Genomic DNA, 14,335 nt, shown 5'->3' with positions numbered 1-14,335 from the left:
TGTTATGTTGATGGCTTTTGGCTCAATCCTTGCCGGGCTGGTGCTGCTGGTCTGGAGCGCTGACAAATTCGTGGAAGGGGCGGCGGCAACCGCCAAGCATCTGGGCATGCCCTCCCTGCTGATCGGCATGGTGATTATCGGCTTTGGCACCTCCGCGCCCGAGCTGGCGGTTTCGGCCATGGCGGCTGCTGATGGCAATCCCGGGCTGGCCCTAGGTAACGGGTACGGCTCCAATATCACCAACATCGCCCTGATTGTCGGCCTGACCGCCGTCATCGCTCCCATCGCGGTTCACTCCCAGGTGATCCGGAAAGAGCTGCCACTGCTGGTCATTCTCACCCTGATTGCCGGCGCTCAGCTGATTGATGGCAACCTGACCCGCCTCGATGGCGCGATCCTGTTGCTGGTATTCGCAGGCGTGATGGGCTGGTCCATCTTCCAGGGAATCCGTGGCAAGGATGACCCCCTGGGAGGCGAGACCGATGCCGAAATCATCGCCCACCCCATGCCACTGAAATCCGCCATTCTCTGGCTGGTGATCGGTCTGGTGTTGCTGGTTGTCAGCTCCCGGATCCTGGTCTGGGGGGCGGTGACCATTGCCCAGAGCCTGGGCGTCAGTGACCTCGTGATTGGCCTGACGATTGTGGCGATCGGCACATCCCTGCCGGAACTGGCCTCCGCCCTCGCCTCGGTAAAAAAGAACGAACACGACCTGATTCTCGGCAACATCCTGGGATCGGGCATCTTCAATACCCTGGCCGTCGTGGGGCTTGCCGCGGCCATCGAGCCACTGAAAGTGGACCCGGAAGTCCTGTACCGGGACTGGACGCTGATGCTCGCGCTGACCGTTGGCCTGCTCATCATGGGCTTCGGCCTCACCGGCTGGCACAGAAAGATAAGCCGTCTGGACGGCGGTATCCTGTTACTGGTGTATGTCGCCTACACCGGTTATCTGCTTACGACGGTCGTCACAGCAGGCACCTCCACCACATGACCCGGGCGGGGCCGGCTCACTCGGCCTCGCCATCTCCCAGCAAGCCTTCCAGCCGGGCTCGCACCTCAGCCATGATCTCTGGCAGATCCTGCTTGGACCTGCCCGCCACGTCCAGGGGCTGGCCAACACGCACATCCACCGGCTGCCCCAGGTTGATCTGCCAGGTTCGGGCCGGCAATACCTGGTGGATACCACGAACCGCCACCGGGACGATGACGGCCTGAGTATCCAGTGCCAGATGGAAACAGCCTTTCTTGAAGGGCAGCAGCTTGCCATCCGGGGAACGGGTACCCTCCGGTGCAGCCCAGAGCACGATACCGCTTTCCATCATATCCCTGGCACGCTCCAGATCCCGGACAGCCCGGTTACGGTTGGAACGATCCACCGAAGGAAACTCCGCCGCACGCATGGCCTGACCAAGGAGCGGAATACTGAACAGCTCCTTCTTGGCCAGCATCCGGATAGATCCGGGCAAGGAGACGAAGCTGACCGGGATATCGTAGTGACTGGCGTGGGTGCACATAATGATGTATCGCCGGCCATCCCCGAAATCAGGCACCTCGCCCCGCACGGTCAGGTTGGCACGCACCAGCCGCAACAACGCCGCCGACCATTCCCGGCAGTACTGGTCGACGATCCGGCGATCCAGCTTGCCGAACAGGGCACGCAACAAAATCAGCAGAGAATACAGGGCCGTCAGCCCCACTGAACCGAGAACCACACCCGCACGGCGCAACAGCGTGGCGGATTCGGTGAGCGGATTCAGTTTCAGTCGGATCATGGGCGCGTGGTCCTTTTCCGGGTCATCGTCGATTCTGGGGCAGCGTCATCAGCGGCGCATTATAGCGGGTCCCGATGCCGGTGGATAACGGCGAAATCCGCATTGATCAATTTTTGAACTCTACTATATATACTAAGAATATAACTGCGACCCGAAGGTCGCGGAGGGCATTGCCCTGGGACAAGGCCAACAAGGAGAGGCACCATGACACACCCAATCGAGTTGAAAAGAGGGCCAAACGACCCCGGTCTCGCCAATCCGGGGCGCAGAACCCTGCTGCTTGGCAGTGCCGGCGCCATGGCGGCCGTGAGCCTGCTGGGATTCGCCCCGCTGGCACGGGGCGAAGAGCCGAAAACATTGCCGGATTACGCCGCCTGGAAGGAACGCAACGCGCTCATCCTTCACAGTGCCAATACCATGGAAACCCGGCGCGGAGCCATCGGCCAGGGCGTAATCACCCCCAGTGACCGGCTGTTTGTCCGGAACAACCTGCCGGCGCCCCCCGAGCAGATCGTGGCGGATCGGGATGCCTGGGAGGTGAATATCGAGGGGGTGAAAAATCCACGCGCGTTGACCATTGGTGAACTCAAGTCCCTGGGTGTTACCACCGTCGCATCCGTACTGCAGTGTTCCGGCAACGGTCGGGCCTTCTTTCCGCATGGCGCCAGCGGTACCCAGTGGTCGGTGGGCGCAGCAGGCTGCGTCATGTGGACCGGGGTTCCACTGAAAACGGTCGTGGAGGCTCTGGGCGGGCCCGCGGCAGGCATGAAATACATCACCAGCACCGGCGGCGAAACGCTGCCAGACGGGCTTGATCCCAAGACGGTCATGGTGGAGCGCTCCGTTCCGATGCACGCGCTGGACTCTGCCGTTCTGGCCTGGGAGATGAATGACGAGCCCTTGCCACTGACCCATGGCGGCCCGCTGCGGATGGTGGTACCGGGTTTCTACGGCGTTAACAACGTCAAGTATGTGAAAAACGTTGCCTTTACCGAAAGCCAGACAGACGCCAAGATCCAGGCGTCCGGCTACCGTATCCGTGACGTCGGCAAGAAAGGCGCACCGGACCAGCCGTCCATGTGGGAGATGAACGTGAAGTCCTGGGTAACCGCCCCCCTGGAAACCGGTCGTGCCGGCCGCAATATGATTTACGGCGTGGCCTTTGGCGGCACCCGGCCCCTGGACAAGGTGGAAGTCTCTACCGATGGCGGCGAGAGCTGGAGTCAGGCCCGGTTCCTGGGACCGGATCTCGGCCCCTACGCCTGGCGTCCGTTTGTCATGGCCGCAGACCTCTCAGCCGGCGAGCACCGCATTGTGAGCAAGGCAACCGATGTCGAAGGCAACAGCCAGCCGCAAGGCCGCACCGACAACGAGCGCGGGTATGGACACAATGGCTGGGAGGATCACGGAGTAACCGTCACGGTCAGCTAATCATCCGGGGCGGCTGACCTGGAAAACCAGCCGCCCCATCATTTTCGGATCCATACCAGATGAACAAGAACGCTGTATTGGCCATCACCGGCCTGTTGATCGCTGCCTTCCACGCTTCCGCAGACGACCTGGCAACCCGGGGCAAGGCCGTCTTTACCCAGGAAGCCCAACCTTCATGTACCGTCTGCCATACCCTTGCCGATGCCGGCTCGGAGGGCGCCATCGGTCCGAACCTGGACGATCTCAAACCGACCGAGGAGCGGGTAAGGATGGCCGTAACCCAGGGCGTCGGTGTGATGCCTGCGTTCGGGGAGAGCCTGTCGGAAGAACAGATCAAGGCTGTAGCCCGTTACGTCTCGACCGTCACCGGAGGCCAGTAACAAAAAACGGGGCCCACGCCCCGTTTTTGCTCAGGTTTCACGCTCCGTCAGTCGTTATCCCTGAACACCATGGCAACAGAGTTCAGGCAGTAGCGCTGCCCGGTCGGTGGTGGACCATCGGGGAAGACATGCCCCAGATGGCTGTCACAGCGCGGACACCGGATCTCGGTGCGGGTCATGCCCAGGCTGTTATCGTCCAGGTAACGGATATGCTCGGGATCAAAGGGCTGGAAAAAGCTCGGCCAACCGGTGCCGGAGTCGAATTTCGAGTCCGAACTGAACAGTGGCAGGTCACACAGCCGGCAATGGTAGACGCCGGCTTTCTTGTTATCGAGCAGGGTGCCACAGAACGGGTGTTCGGTGCCGTGATCGAGCAACACCCGCCTTTCATCCGGCGTCAGATCTGCCGCTTTCTCGTCCACCTGAGCTTGCGTCAATGGCGTCAGGTCATAACCTGATGCGGATACGGTCATAAGTTGTCTCCTCAGGCCTGGCCCGGTTCGTTGTCGGTGTATTCAGGTTTCAGGCGGTCGCCATAGCTATCCAGCAGTTTCTCCATCTTTGGCGCCGCCACCGCCATGATGTAAGGCTGATACGGATTCCGGGCGGCGAAGTTCTGGTGATACTCCTCCGCCGGATAGAAGGCCTCCAGTGGCTCGAGGCTGGTAACGATCGGGTCGGGATAGACTCCGGCGGCGTCCAGCTGGTGGATGTAGGCCTCAGCAACCGCTTTCTGCTCGGACGTCTCGTAAAAGATCGCCGAACGGTACTGTGTGCCCCGGTCGTTGCCCTGGCGATTGAGTTGGGTCGGATCGTGCGCCACGGAAAAGAACACTTTCAACAGCTCGCCGAAACTGACCTTCGCCGGATCATAGCGGATTTCCACCACCTCGGCGTGGCCGGTAGTGCCGGTGCAGACAGCTTCATAGTTTGCAGTTTCGGCACTACCCCCGGCATAACCGGAGGTCACCTGGCTGACTCCGTCCATCGCCAGAAAGACCGCCTCGACACACCAGAAACAGCCACCGGCCAGCACCACACGTGCCTCCCCGCCCTCAGCGGGGAGGTCCCGTTCCGGATCCGGAAAACGGCTGCGGGGCACGGTCAGGCCCGGGATATTGCACGACTCTGTCATAGTCACCTCTGGATTGAATGCCTTTCCTCTAGCTTAATGAGTTTTACGAGCAAACCCCAAACCGGGACTTCCCTGAACAGAACATGAACATTGTTCCGGAGCGGTTGCATCCGCCCACCAGCCATCCATAATGAAAGACAGGGTTTGCCATCGCTTTTTGCACAGGCACTCAGCCATAACCCGCTCGGCATCAAGGAAAGAACAATGACGGCAAGGGCTCGTGCACCCGAAAACCAGAACGAACTGCTGGAGTATCGTCTCGGCTTGCGCCTGGGGCCGGTACATGCCCGCCAGCGCATGGGTATAGAGAAAGAATACGAAGCCCTGGTTTTCGGCAAGGATCACCGTTCCTTCCATCTGGAAAACCTGACCAACGCCCCCGGCCTGATCCGGTTCTGTCTCCAGTGCGTTGGCCTGTTCCGTCGGGCCCAGGCCAATACCCTGAAACTGTCCACCGCTCACAACCGTTTCGTCATTGCTGATCTGCCCGAAGCCTTCGAAGGCTACCGCATCCTGCATCTGACCGACCTGCATGTGGATATGGACGAGGCCAACCTACAGGCGGTGATCCGGCAGATCGAGCCTCTTGATTATGACCTTTGTGTGCTCACGGGTGACTACCGCCGCCTGACCTGGGGGCCGGTTGACGCCGCGCTGGCCGGCATGGCCCGGTTACGCGCGGCTATCAAGGGCAAACCTTATGCAGTCCTCGGCAACCATGACAGCATCCGTATGGTGCCCGCACTGGAGGACATGGGCTACCGGTTGCTGCTGAACGAGATGGAGCCCCTTGAACGCAACGGTCAACGGCTGTTCCTCGCAGGCGTGGACGACGCCCACTTCTACAAGGTCCACAACCTGCACCGGGCCGGGGATGACATTCCCGCCGGGGGTGTCAGCATCCTGCTCAGCCATACTCCGGAAATCTGGCGCGAAGCGGCCCACGCCGGCTACGACGTGTTCCTGTGCGGCCACACCCACGGCGGACAGATCTGCCTGCCCGGCGGCATTCCCGTGACCCTGGACTCCGACTGCCCACGCCGCCTCGGCCGCGGCTACTGGCAGGCCAACGGGATGCAGGGCTATACCTCCCCGGGAGCCGGCACGTCGGTGCTCAATGTCAGGCTGAACTGCCCGCCCGAGATTACCATCCACACCCTGACCCGGGGGCCGTAACAAGCCCCGCCCTCAGTGCGGTTTGTCGCGAATGCCAAGTCGATGCAGCAAGGGGGAAAACAGGATGTTGGAGAGGGTGAACAGGACGATCACCAGCAGTGCACTGCCCCACCCGACCGGCAACCAGAATACCGCCAGCACCATCGGCAGGGCCGCTTCCGGGACCTGATCGAGGGCCAGTGCCCGGGCGCTGGACTGCAACCCCATCCGACGTTTGATGAAGCTGCTGGCCATATCACCCAGCAACCCGAGGAATCCGAACAGTGCTCCGAACAGGAAGCCCAGTCCGGTGGACAGTGAAAACAGGGCACAGGCCAGGCAGCCACTGACCAACCCCCGCCAGGTCTTGCTCTGCCCCAGCACCGGCCGGCCATCGGACCAGAGCCGGTTGCCGTCAACAGGCTGGTCCCAGCGCTCGCCTAGCATGCGGGCAGCGACCACGGGGGCGCCGTTGGCTAGCACCAGCATCACATACAATTCCAGCGATAACAGCAACTGCCAGTGCTCCTTTTTGCTTGTCAGTCCAGACCGCCCCGGGTCAGCTTCAGGGGATCCATCAACTGTTCCAGTCGCGCCCGGCTCAGTCCGCTGCGCTCCTCGGCCACATCGATGACCGGTCGACCGGTGCGATACGCCTCCTTGGCGATATCCGCCGCCAGACTGTAGCCGATCTCCGGATTCAGGGCGGTCACCAACACCGGGTTACGGCCGACACCGGCATTGAGGTTATCCGCGTTGACGGAGAAATCCCGGATCGCCTTGTCCGCCAGGAGGGTGGCAGCGTTGCTCAGCAGGCTGACCATATCCAGCAGGTTTCCGCCCACCAGCGGCAGCATGACGTTGAGCTGGAAATTGCCGGACTGGCCGGCAATCGCCACGGCGCTGTCCAGGCCCATGACCTGGGCTCCGACCATCGCCACGGATTCGGGAATGACCGGGTTCACCTTGCCGGGCATGATGCTGGACCCCGGCTGCAGGGCGGGCAGGCTGATCTCGGCCAGGCCGTGGATCGGCCCACTGTTCATCCAGCGCAGGTCGTTGGCAATCTTGGTGAGCACGATGGCGCCCCCACGCAACTGGGACGACAGCGCCACCGGTGCATCCACGGCACTCTGACCGACGAACTTGTGCTCCAGGGACCGGAACGGATAGCCGGTATTGCTCTTGAGGAATTTCACGAACTGTCCGGCGAACTCGGGAGCAGCATTAACGCCGGTGCCCACGGCCGTGCCCCCTTGCGGCACAGCCATCAGCTCGTCGGTTGCCGCATCAATGCGCTTTTCGGCCGCCGCCAGTTGCTCGCGCCAGGTTCTGAGCTCCTGGCCCAGGGTCACCGGCATGGCATCCATCAGATGGGTCCGACCCGTTTTCACCTGTTCGGAGAACAACGCCTCACGCTCGTAGACAATACCGCACAGATGGCTCAGGGCCGGTACCAGGGATTCCTTGACCGCCATGACCGAACTGACGTGGATGGCGGTGGGGATCACGTCGTTAGAGCTCTGGCTCATGTTGACGTGATCATTGGGGTGGACATCGACGCCTTCCTTCCGGCACAGGGCGGCAATGACCTCGTTGGCGTTCATGTTGGTGCTGGTGCCGGAGCCGGTCTGGAACCGGTCCACCGGGAACTGGTCGGCATGGTCGCCACCGATCAGGGCATCACAGGCCTCGACGATGGCGTCCCGGCGCCTGTTGTCGAGAAGGCCCAGACTGGTATTGGCCTCGGCCGCAGCCTTCTTGATCTGGGCCACGGCCCTGATAAACATCCCCGGCATGGGCTGGCCGCTGACCGGAAAATTGTCGACTGCACGCTGGGTCTGGGCCCCCCAGAGTGCATCGGCGGGCACGTGGACCTCACCCAGGCTGTCCTGCTCCGTTCTGTAATCGCTCATGTTCCCTCCTGTCCGTCCGTCTACATTGAGGTTCCAGCCGCAGGTACGAAGCCGCCGCGGGTGTGTATCAATCCGCGCGCCATTCAGTCGTTGGCGTGGCTCCGCAAGCGGACATGGTCGCAAATCCCCGTCACCTGCTCAAAGTTCAGAATCAGGGTATGGACAGTATTGGTGTAGGTGTCGTGCAGGTGAAATTTGAACCGGTGCTGTTTTTCACCCTGCAGGAAGGCGTCGTACTCCCGGACAAGCTCGCGGACGTCTCCGCCCTCGTTCCTGGTCCAGGTCGCATTGAAGGGGCCGAGCACGGCGCCGCCGGCCAGGCAGATGGTCACCTCATGATTGGTCAGTCCGGTGTCGGAATGGTTCATGCGCTGGGTCTCCTGTTCAAAGGGGGTGGTGCTTTAAGTGTAGACCCTGCACGCAATCGCGTACGGTCAGGGCATCGCTGGCAACAGGCTGGTCACCAAGGCGCGGAGACGATTCGGTTTCACCGGTTTATTGAGGATGGGCAGAGACTGGGCTCGCATGAGCTGGCGGGTTTCATCGCTGCGATCGGCAGTGATAACGGCTGCGGGAACAGGCCGCCCCAGTCGTTTCCGCAGGCCGTGAATGGCCTGACAGCCAGTGCGACCGTTATCGAGGTGAAAATCGGCCAGGATGACATCCGGTTCCTTTCCCTGGTTCACCAGGGAAAGGGCCTCGGCCTCGCTGGCAGAGGTCAGCACCCGGCACCCCCAGCGCTCAAGAAGCACAGACATGCTCTCCAACACGGCGGGTTCGTTGTCGATCACGAGCACATTGGCCCCGTCGAAGCCATCCGCTGTCGAAAGCTGTGGCACAGGGGCGGAGGGCGCCGGAGCAGGCCGCGCCGACGCCAGCGGCAGCATCACCACAAACCGGGACCCGCGGCCGGGGCGGGACGACACCTCCACCTGATATCCAAGAATACGTACCATGCGCTCGACAATCGCCAGGCCGAGACCAACCCCCTGGCGGCCGCCGGTGCCCTGGGGCAACAGCTGGTGAAACTCGGTAAAGATGTCCTGAAGCTTGTCCTCGGCGATGCCGACTCCCGTGTCCCAGACTTCGATGCGCAGTTTGCCCCCTGCTTTTCGCATACCCAACACCACACCGCCTGAGGTGGTATAGCGAAAGGCATTGCTCAGCAGGTTACGGACGATCCGGGTGAGCATGCGCTGGTCGGTGCGCACCACCGCAGGTTTCAGACGAAGGCGGAAGTCCAGCCCGGCGTTGGCGGCAACCGCCTCGAATTCCTCGCCGAGCCCCTGCAACAGGTTCTCCAGATCTGTGTAAACCAGATCCGGTTTCATGGCCTGCTGGTCAAGCTTGGAGATGTCGAGCAGGTCAGCCAGTAACTCCTCGGCCCCTTCCAGCGCCCGGTGGACCTGGTGCACCATCCGGGCTTCCTGCTCGGGCAGCTGACTGTCCTGCAAGGCAGAAATCATCAGCCTGGCCGCGTTGAGCGGCTGCAACAGGTCGTGGCTGGCCGCTGCCAGGTACTTGTCCTTGCTGAGGATGGCATTCTGCAGCGCTTCGGTGCGTTCCTCGACCCGCCGTTCCAGGTCCTGGTTGAGCTGCTCCAGTTTCTCCCGCGCCTGCACCCGCTCTGTGATGTCCGCTACGAACGCCTCCACCACCTCGGGGCCCAGGTCCGGACGGCGCAGCAGTGTGATGGCCACAGGCACGGGCGTGTAGTCGGCCCGCATCAGGCGGGTCTCGCGGGCACTGAGGCTGCCGCGATCCAGCAGTTCCTGGCGAATCTGGTCGAACTCGGCAGAACTGCAGAACAATTGCTCCCTGAGCCGGATCACCTTGCCGATCAGATGGTCAGGACTGTCATAACCGCAGATGCGCGCCATGGCGGGATTGCAGGCGAGAAAGCCACCGCGCAGGTTGGCCTGGAAAATGCCGTGCAGAGCATTCTCGAACAACCACTTGTAGCGGTTGCGCTCTTGCTCCAGTTCCTCGATACGCTCCTGCAGGGCCGGATAGTAATTCTTTCGGACCGATTGGCTGCCCAGACCCAGCAGGTCCCCAATTCCGTAGTTGCTATCCTGCGTATCAGAGGGCTTCTTCATAGACGACCTGGACATCCCGCAGAGACGACTTGCGCGGGTTGGTGAGAATACAGGGATCCTGGAGCGCATACCCCGACAGGTGGGGTATATCCGACGTGGTCACGCCCAGCTGGGCCAGCCGCGCTTCCAGGCCGACCTTCTTCTTGAGTTCGATGATGCGGTTCATCAGGCGTTTCTTGACTTCCTGATGGCCCATGCCCCGGGTATCGATGTCCATCGCTTCCGCCACCCGACGGAAGCGATCCTCGGCCGATGGGAAATTAAACGCCACCACGTGTTCCAGCAGGAGCGCGTTGCACAGACCATGGGGCAAATCCAGAAAACCGCCGAGACTGTGGGACATGGCATGGACCGCTCCAAGAATCGCGTTGGAGAACGCCAGACCCGCCTGCATCGAGGCCAGCATGATCTGCTCCCGGAGGTAGGGATCCGCGATGTTATTGACCAGCGGCTCCAGATTGCGGTTGATCAGCCGGATCGCCTCCAGGGCGTGGGTGTCCGTAAGCGGCCCGCTGCCGGTGGAAACAAACGCCTCGACAGCATGCACCAGGGCATCCACACCGGTACATGCGGTGAGGTAGGCATCCATGGTTTCGGTCACTTCCGGATCGATCAGGGAAACATCCGGCACCACCGCCTTGCTGATGATGGAGAACTTGAAGCGACGGTTGGGATCGGAAATGATCGCGAACTGGGAAACATCGGCCGATGTACCCGCCGTCGTGGGGATGAGGATCAACGGCGGCGACGGGTTGGTGATGGTATCCACGCCCTCGAACTCGAGGATGTTGCGCCCGTGTGTTGCGACTATGCCGATACCCTTGGCGCAGTCCATCGGGCTCCCCCCACCGATGGCGACGATAACATCACACTCACTGGACCTGTACAGCTCAGCCCCGGCCATCACCTCGTCGACTTTGGGGTTCGGAGACACGCCGGTAAACACCGTCGACCGGATGCCGGCTTCGGTCAGCAGCGTAACAATTTCATCCACCCAGCCTGCCGCTGCCACACCGGGATCAGAGACCAGAAACACATGTCGGGCGCCAAAGTTGCTGGCGAAGTTGGCAACCGAGCGGCGCGATCCGGCACCAAAGACTATTTCCGGTGATACAAACTTGCGGAGCGCTGAGATGTCATGACTCATGGGAGCTGTTCTCGTCGGCGTATTGTTGTAGTAATGACCGACAGTTTAACTCAAGTTTTCGGCGCATTCATTGGCCATCCGGCTATGTCTCCGGTAGAAATGGTGCAACCACTCCAGCATTCTGGCCTGGTTGTCCCGGTCACGGAATCCGTGCCCTTCCTGATCGAACCAGTGCAGCTCCGGGCACCCGCCCTGCGCTTTTATGGCATCCGTCATGGCGCGAGTCTGTTCCGGCACGACCACAGTGTCCTGACCTCCCTGGAAGAAGATCACCGGAACGCGGATGCGGCCGGCATGATGCCTCGGGGTACGGGCGTACCAGCGCTCCGGGTGGGTGTCCGGATCCCCCAGCAGCCAGTCGAGGTAGCCGGATTCAAAACGATGGGTCTGCTCCCGCAAACGCAGCGGGTCGGTGACCCCGAACAGGCTGGCACCGCCGCTGAAGCGATCGCTGTCGATAAGAGCCATCAGTGCGGTGTAACCACCGGAACTGCGCCCCTGGATGTACACCGGGCGACCATCGCCGGCGAGATAATCTGCCGCCCGCTCCATGTCATCCACATCCGACTCGCCCCAGCGACCTGCCAGCGCCTGCCGGAACTTCCGTCCAAAGCCGCTGCTGCCCCGGTAGTTAACCTCGGCCACCGAAAATCCCCGCTGGCACCAGTACTGGATCTGGGCATTATAGACGGGGTAGGCCGCCGAGGTTGGTCCGCCATGGGCCATAAGAATCAGCGGGGCCGGCGCTTCCTCAGGTCCCGGAGGTTTGTAGAGAAAACCGTGCACGTCCAGTTCGCAGCTGCCGGACGCTGGAACGCAGAAAGGCCTGGGCAGAACGGGTGCCGCCATCGGCTGCTCGCCACCGGCCAGTACCCGCACGGAATGGTCGAGGGGGTTCACCTCAATCACGGCATCAAGACGGCCGGCCGAGCGAGCAATGCAGTACAGGCGCCCGGCATGCACGCACAGGGATCTGAAATCCGTAAAACCGGCCGCTAACCGGTGTCCGGAACCACCTTCAGCCGCCACCAACCAGAGTTCACCCACGCCCCGCCGATACCGCACACAGGCCCACTGGCCCCTGCCGACCGGGGAGTGATGCCGCTCATTCAACTGCCAGGGGGCGTTGGCGTGATCCAGATCAGGAGCGCTGACCGCGCTCCAGACCAGGTTCTCGCCGTCAGTGCCGACTCGCCAGGGCTGCCACCAGCCCCCATGGTCCGAGAGCACCCGGAGCCGTTCACCGTCGAATACCGGCTGCTGGATCGCGCCCTCGGTGGGCGCGGCGCCGCTGCAGAGATCCTCCAGATGACCGTTGTCATCGAGCTTTCCTATCCACAACCGACTCCGGTGCCACGGCATGTCCGGCAACTGCCAACTGACCCAGGCGATGCGGCGCCCGTCCGGGGACAGCGCTGGTGCTCCGTAGAAATCCTCGCCCTGATGCAGGCTTTGACATGCGCCGTCCGGATACACCGCCAATAACGCCTGGCGCCCGTTGAGCTCGCGCACCGCCAGCACACGCTCACGATGCGGGTCGGCCACCAGACCACCCCAGGTCGCACCGGACCCTGCTGCCGGGATCTCTACCGGGGGAGAGTCTGCTCTCAGACAGAGAAGCCTCTGGTCATCGGCTACCGCGACAACACGATCCCCGAGTACGGTCAGCGAGCCACCACCGTAACCGTTCAGGCGACCGCCGAGCCCCGCAGGACCGGTTGCCCGGGTTGTGATCGAACCACCGCTAAGGCATTGGAGTCGGGACCGACCATCAGCCGGGTCGGTTTCCAGCCAGAACAATCCGGCTGACGACACGGCCAGCTCGGCGCGCTGGATGTGGCCGGCGCAGACATCGTAGGCACTGAGCCGCTCAGCCCCGGAAGAACAGCCTGGAGTTGTTGGCATTGCGATATACCAGCCCGTCAAGGCCGGCCGTGGCGTGATCGGCGGCTCTCCGTGCCGCCAGTATGCGTTCATGGTGCGGGGATTTGCCGCACACCGGGTCGGCGTTGTCGGCATTGCCGGTCAGCAGGTATGCCTGGCAACGGCAGCCGCCAAAGTCCTTGTCCCTTTCGTCACAGGAGCGACAGGGCTCGGGCATCCAGTCGTCCCCCCGGTAATGATTGAAGCCCGGACTGTCGTACCAGATCTCCCTCAGGCTCAGCTCCTTCACGTTGGGAAAGCCAATCGGCAGCAAACGGGCACTGTGACAGGGTAACGCAGTGCCGTCCGGAGCCACGGTCAGGAACAGGCTGCCCCAGCCATTCATGCAGGCTTTCGGTCGCTCCTCGTAGTAATCCGGCGTGACGAAGATCAGCTTCATGGCCGAACCGGAGGCCGCCAGACGGTCACGGTACTGATTCACTTCCTGCTCGGCCTGAACCAGCTGGGCCTTCGATGGCATCAGCCCTTCCCGGTTCTCGAAAGCCCAGCCGTAGTACTGGCAGGTGGCCAGCTCCACGTAGTCCGCCCCCAGCTTCTCGCACAGGGCCATAATGTCGTTCATCTGGTGGATGTTGTGCCGGTGGATCACGAAGTTGAGCACCATCGGGTACCCGGCGGCTTTGACCGCTTTGGCCATCGCCAGCTTTTGCTCGAACGCTTTGCGCGAACCGGCCACCGCGTTGTTCAGCTCCGGATCTGAGGCCTGGAAGCTGACCTGGATATGATCCAGTCCGGCCTCGGCGAAAGCATCCACCTTGGACTTTGTCAGGCCCAACCCGGAGGTGATCAGGTTGGTGTAGTAACCCAGCTTCCGGGCCTCGGCAATCAGCTCGGGCAGATCCTGGCGCACCAGTGGCTCGCCGCCGGAAAAGCCCAGCTGGGCCGCGCCCATCTCACGCCCCTGACGCAGCACGCTGACCCACTGTTCGGTGCTGAGCTCCTGTTCGGTCTGGGCGAAATCCAGCGGGTTGGAGCAGTAGGGGCACTGCAGCGGACAGCGGTAGGTCAGCTCCGCCAGCAGCCACAGGGGCGGCCCTGCCTGGTGCGGGTTGTTGACCGGTACCGGTGCGCCAGCGCTCGTCATGACAATTCGATCCAGTGTTGTTGTTCCGCGTCTTTCAGAAAGGCACGAACATCCGCCCCGAGATCACCGGCGTCCGGGAATTGCTGCTGCAGGGCCGCGATGATGGCCTCCACATCCCGCTGACCGTCGACCTGGTCCAGGATTGCGCCGGCACTGCCGTTGAGTTTCACCATGCCCTCCGGGTAGAGCAGCACATAACAGTCCTGGGCCGGCTCCCACTGGAACCGGAAACCGCGGCGGAAACGGGGGATCTGGCTCATGGCGCCCTC

15 protein-coding genes are annotated in these 14,335 nt (G+C 62.2%); 4 read left to right on the top strand and 11 right to left on the bottom strand.

All coding sequences use genetic code 11. The features are described 5' to 3' along the window. Positions 1–4: 4 nt before the first annotated feature. Entirely contained in the window at positions 5–994 is a 990-nt protein-coding gene (locus MD273_RS01550) for a calcium/sodium antiporter (RefSeq protein WP_239036016.1), read from the top strand. A gap of 16 nt (positions 995–1,010) precedes the next feature. Here the strand turns inward: MD273_RS01550 and MD273_RS01545 are convergent, their stop codons facing one another. After that, positions 1,011–1,775 (bottom strand): lysophospholipid acyltransferase family protein, encoded by a 765-nt coding sequence (locus tag MD273_RS01545; RefSeq protein ID WP_239036015.1) that lies wholly within the window; start codon positions 1,773–1,775, stop codon positions 1,011–1,013. A gap of 204 nt (positions 1,776–1,979) precedes the next feature. On the opposite strand from MD273_RS01545, the gene sorT reads away from it, so the two are divergent. Together sorT and sorU are read left to right on the top strand one after the other, a co-directional pair. Next, positions 1,980–3,206 (top strand): SorT family sulfite dehydrogenase catalytic subunit, encoded by a 1,227-nt coding sequence (sorT, locus tag MD273_RS01540; RefSeq protein ID WP_239036014.1) that lies wholly within the window; start codon positions 1,980–1,982, stop codon positions 3,204–3,206. Between the two features lie 59 nt (positions 3,207–3,265). Continuing rightward, positions 3,266–3,586: a SorU family sulfite dehydrogenase c-type cytochrome subunit gene (gene sorU / locus MD273_RS01535; RefSeq protein WP_239036013.1), complete on the top strand. Its 321-nt coding sequence runs from the start codon at positions 3,266–3,268 to the stop codon at positions 3,584–3,586. A 47-nt stretch (positions 3,587–3,633) separates the two neighbouring features. On the opposite strand, the gene msrB is transcribed toward sorU, so the two are convergent. Then, positions 3,634–4,059: a peptide-methionine (R)-S-oxide reductase MsrB gene (msrB, locus tag MD273_RS01530; protein WP_239036012.1), complete on the bottom strand. Its 426-nt coding sequence runs from the start codon at positions 4,057–4,059 to the stop codon at positions 3,634–3,636. Positions 4,060–4,070: 11 nt separating this feature from the next. Next, positions 4,071–4,721 (bottom strand): peptide-methionine (S)-S-oxide reductase MsrA, encoded by a 651-nt coding sequence (gene msrA / locus MD273_RS01525; protein ID WP_239036011.1) that lies wholly within the window; start codon positions 4,719–4,721, stop codon positions 4,071–4,073. 204 nt (positions 4,722–4,925) lie between these two features. On the opposite strand from msrA, the gene MD273_RS01520 reads away from it, so the two are divergent. Continuing rightward, on the top strand, positions 4,926–5,897 hold the full coding sequence (locus MD273_RS01520; protein WP_239036010.1) for a metallophosphoesterase: 972 nt from the start codon (positions 4,926–4,928) through the stop codon (positions 5,895–5,897). 12 nt (positions 5,898–5,909) lie between these two features. Here the strand turns inward: MD273_RS01520 and MD273_RS01515 are convergent, their stop codons facing one another. From MD273_RS01515 to pqqD, 8 genes are all read right to left on the bottom strand, one after another. Then, the gene (locus MD273_RS01515) at positions 5,910–6,392 is read right to left on the bottom strand and encodes a CDP-archaeol synthase (RefSeq protein WP_239036009.1); all 483 of its coding nucleotides are present in this window, start codon (positions 6,390–6,392) and stop codon (positions 5,910–5,912) included. 23 nt (positions 6,393–6,415) lie between these two features. Further along, positions 6,416–7,792, bottom strand: coding sequence for a class II fumarate hydratase (locus MD273_RS01510; protein ID WP_239036008.1), 1,377 nt, complete (start codon positions 7,790–7,792; stop codon positions 6,416–6,418). Positions 7,793–7,875: 83 nt separating this feature from the next. Then, on the bottom strand, positions 7,876–8,160 hold the full coding sequence (locus MD273_RS01505) for a hypothetical protein (RefSeq protein ID WP_239036007.1): 285 nt from the start codon (positions 8,158–8,160) through the stop codon (positions 7,876–7,878). A 66-nt stretch (positions 8,161–8,226) separates the two neighbouring features. Then, positions 8,227–9,891: a hybrid sensor histidine kinase/response regulator gene (locus MD273_RS01500; RefSeq protein ID WP_239036006.1), complete on the bottom strand. Its 1,665-nt coding sequence runs from the start codon at positions 9,889–9,891 to the stop codon at positions 8,227–8,229. Further along, positions 9,875–11,038 (bottom strand): alcohol dehydrogenase-like regulatory protein ErcA, encoded by a 1,164-nt coding sequence (gene ercA, locus MD273_RS01495; protein ID WP_239036005.1) that lies wholly within the window; start codon positions 11,036–11,038, stop codon positions 9,875–9,877. The genes MD273_RS01500 and ercA overlap by 17 nt, the downstream gene beginning before the upstream one ends. Before the next feature lie 45 nt (positions 11,039–11,083). Further along, positions 11,084–12,943: a S9 family peptidase gene (locus MD273_RS01490; RefSeq protein ID WP_239036004.1), complete on the bottom strand. Its 1,860-nt coding sequence runs from the start codon at positions 12,941–12,943 to the stop codon at positions 11,084–11,086. Further along, positions 12,909–14,066, bottom strand: a complete 1,158-nt coding sequence (pqqE, locus tag MD273_RS01485) for a pyrroloquinoline quinone biosynthesis protein PqqE (RefSeq protein WP_239036003.1) — start codon at positions 14,064–14,066, stop codon at positions 12,909–12,911. Before pqqE ends, MD273_RS01490 begins: the two co-directional genes overlap by 35 nt. Beyond that, positions 14,063–14,326 (bottom strand): pyrroloquinoline quinone biosynthesis peptide chaperone PqqD, encoded by a 264-nt coding sequence (gene pqqD / locus MD273_RS01480; protein WP_239036002.1) that lies wholly within the window; start codon positions 14,324–14,326, stop codon positions 14,063–14,065. Before pqqD ends, pqqE begins: the two co-directional genes overlap by 4 nt. Between the last annotated feature and the right edge of the window lie 9 nt (positions 14,327–14,335).

This window comes from Marinobacter sp. C7, assembly GCF_022343555.1.
In the GTDB taxonomy this organism is placed as follows: Bacteria; Pseudomonadota; Gammaproteobacteria; order Pseudomonadales; family Oleiphilaceae; genus Marinobacter.
The sequence above is the reverse complement of the archived record's forward strand: the minus strand, read 5'-3'. Positions and strand labels throughout refer to the sequence as shown.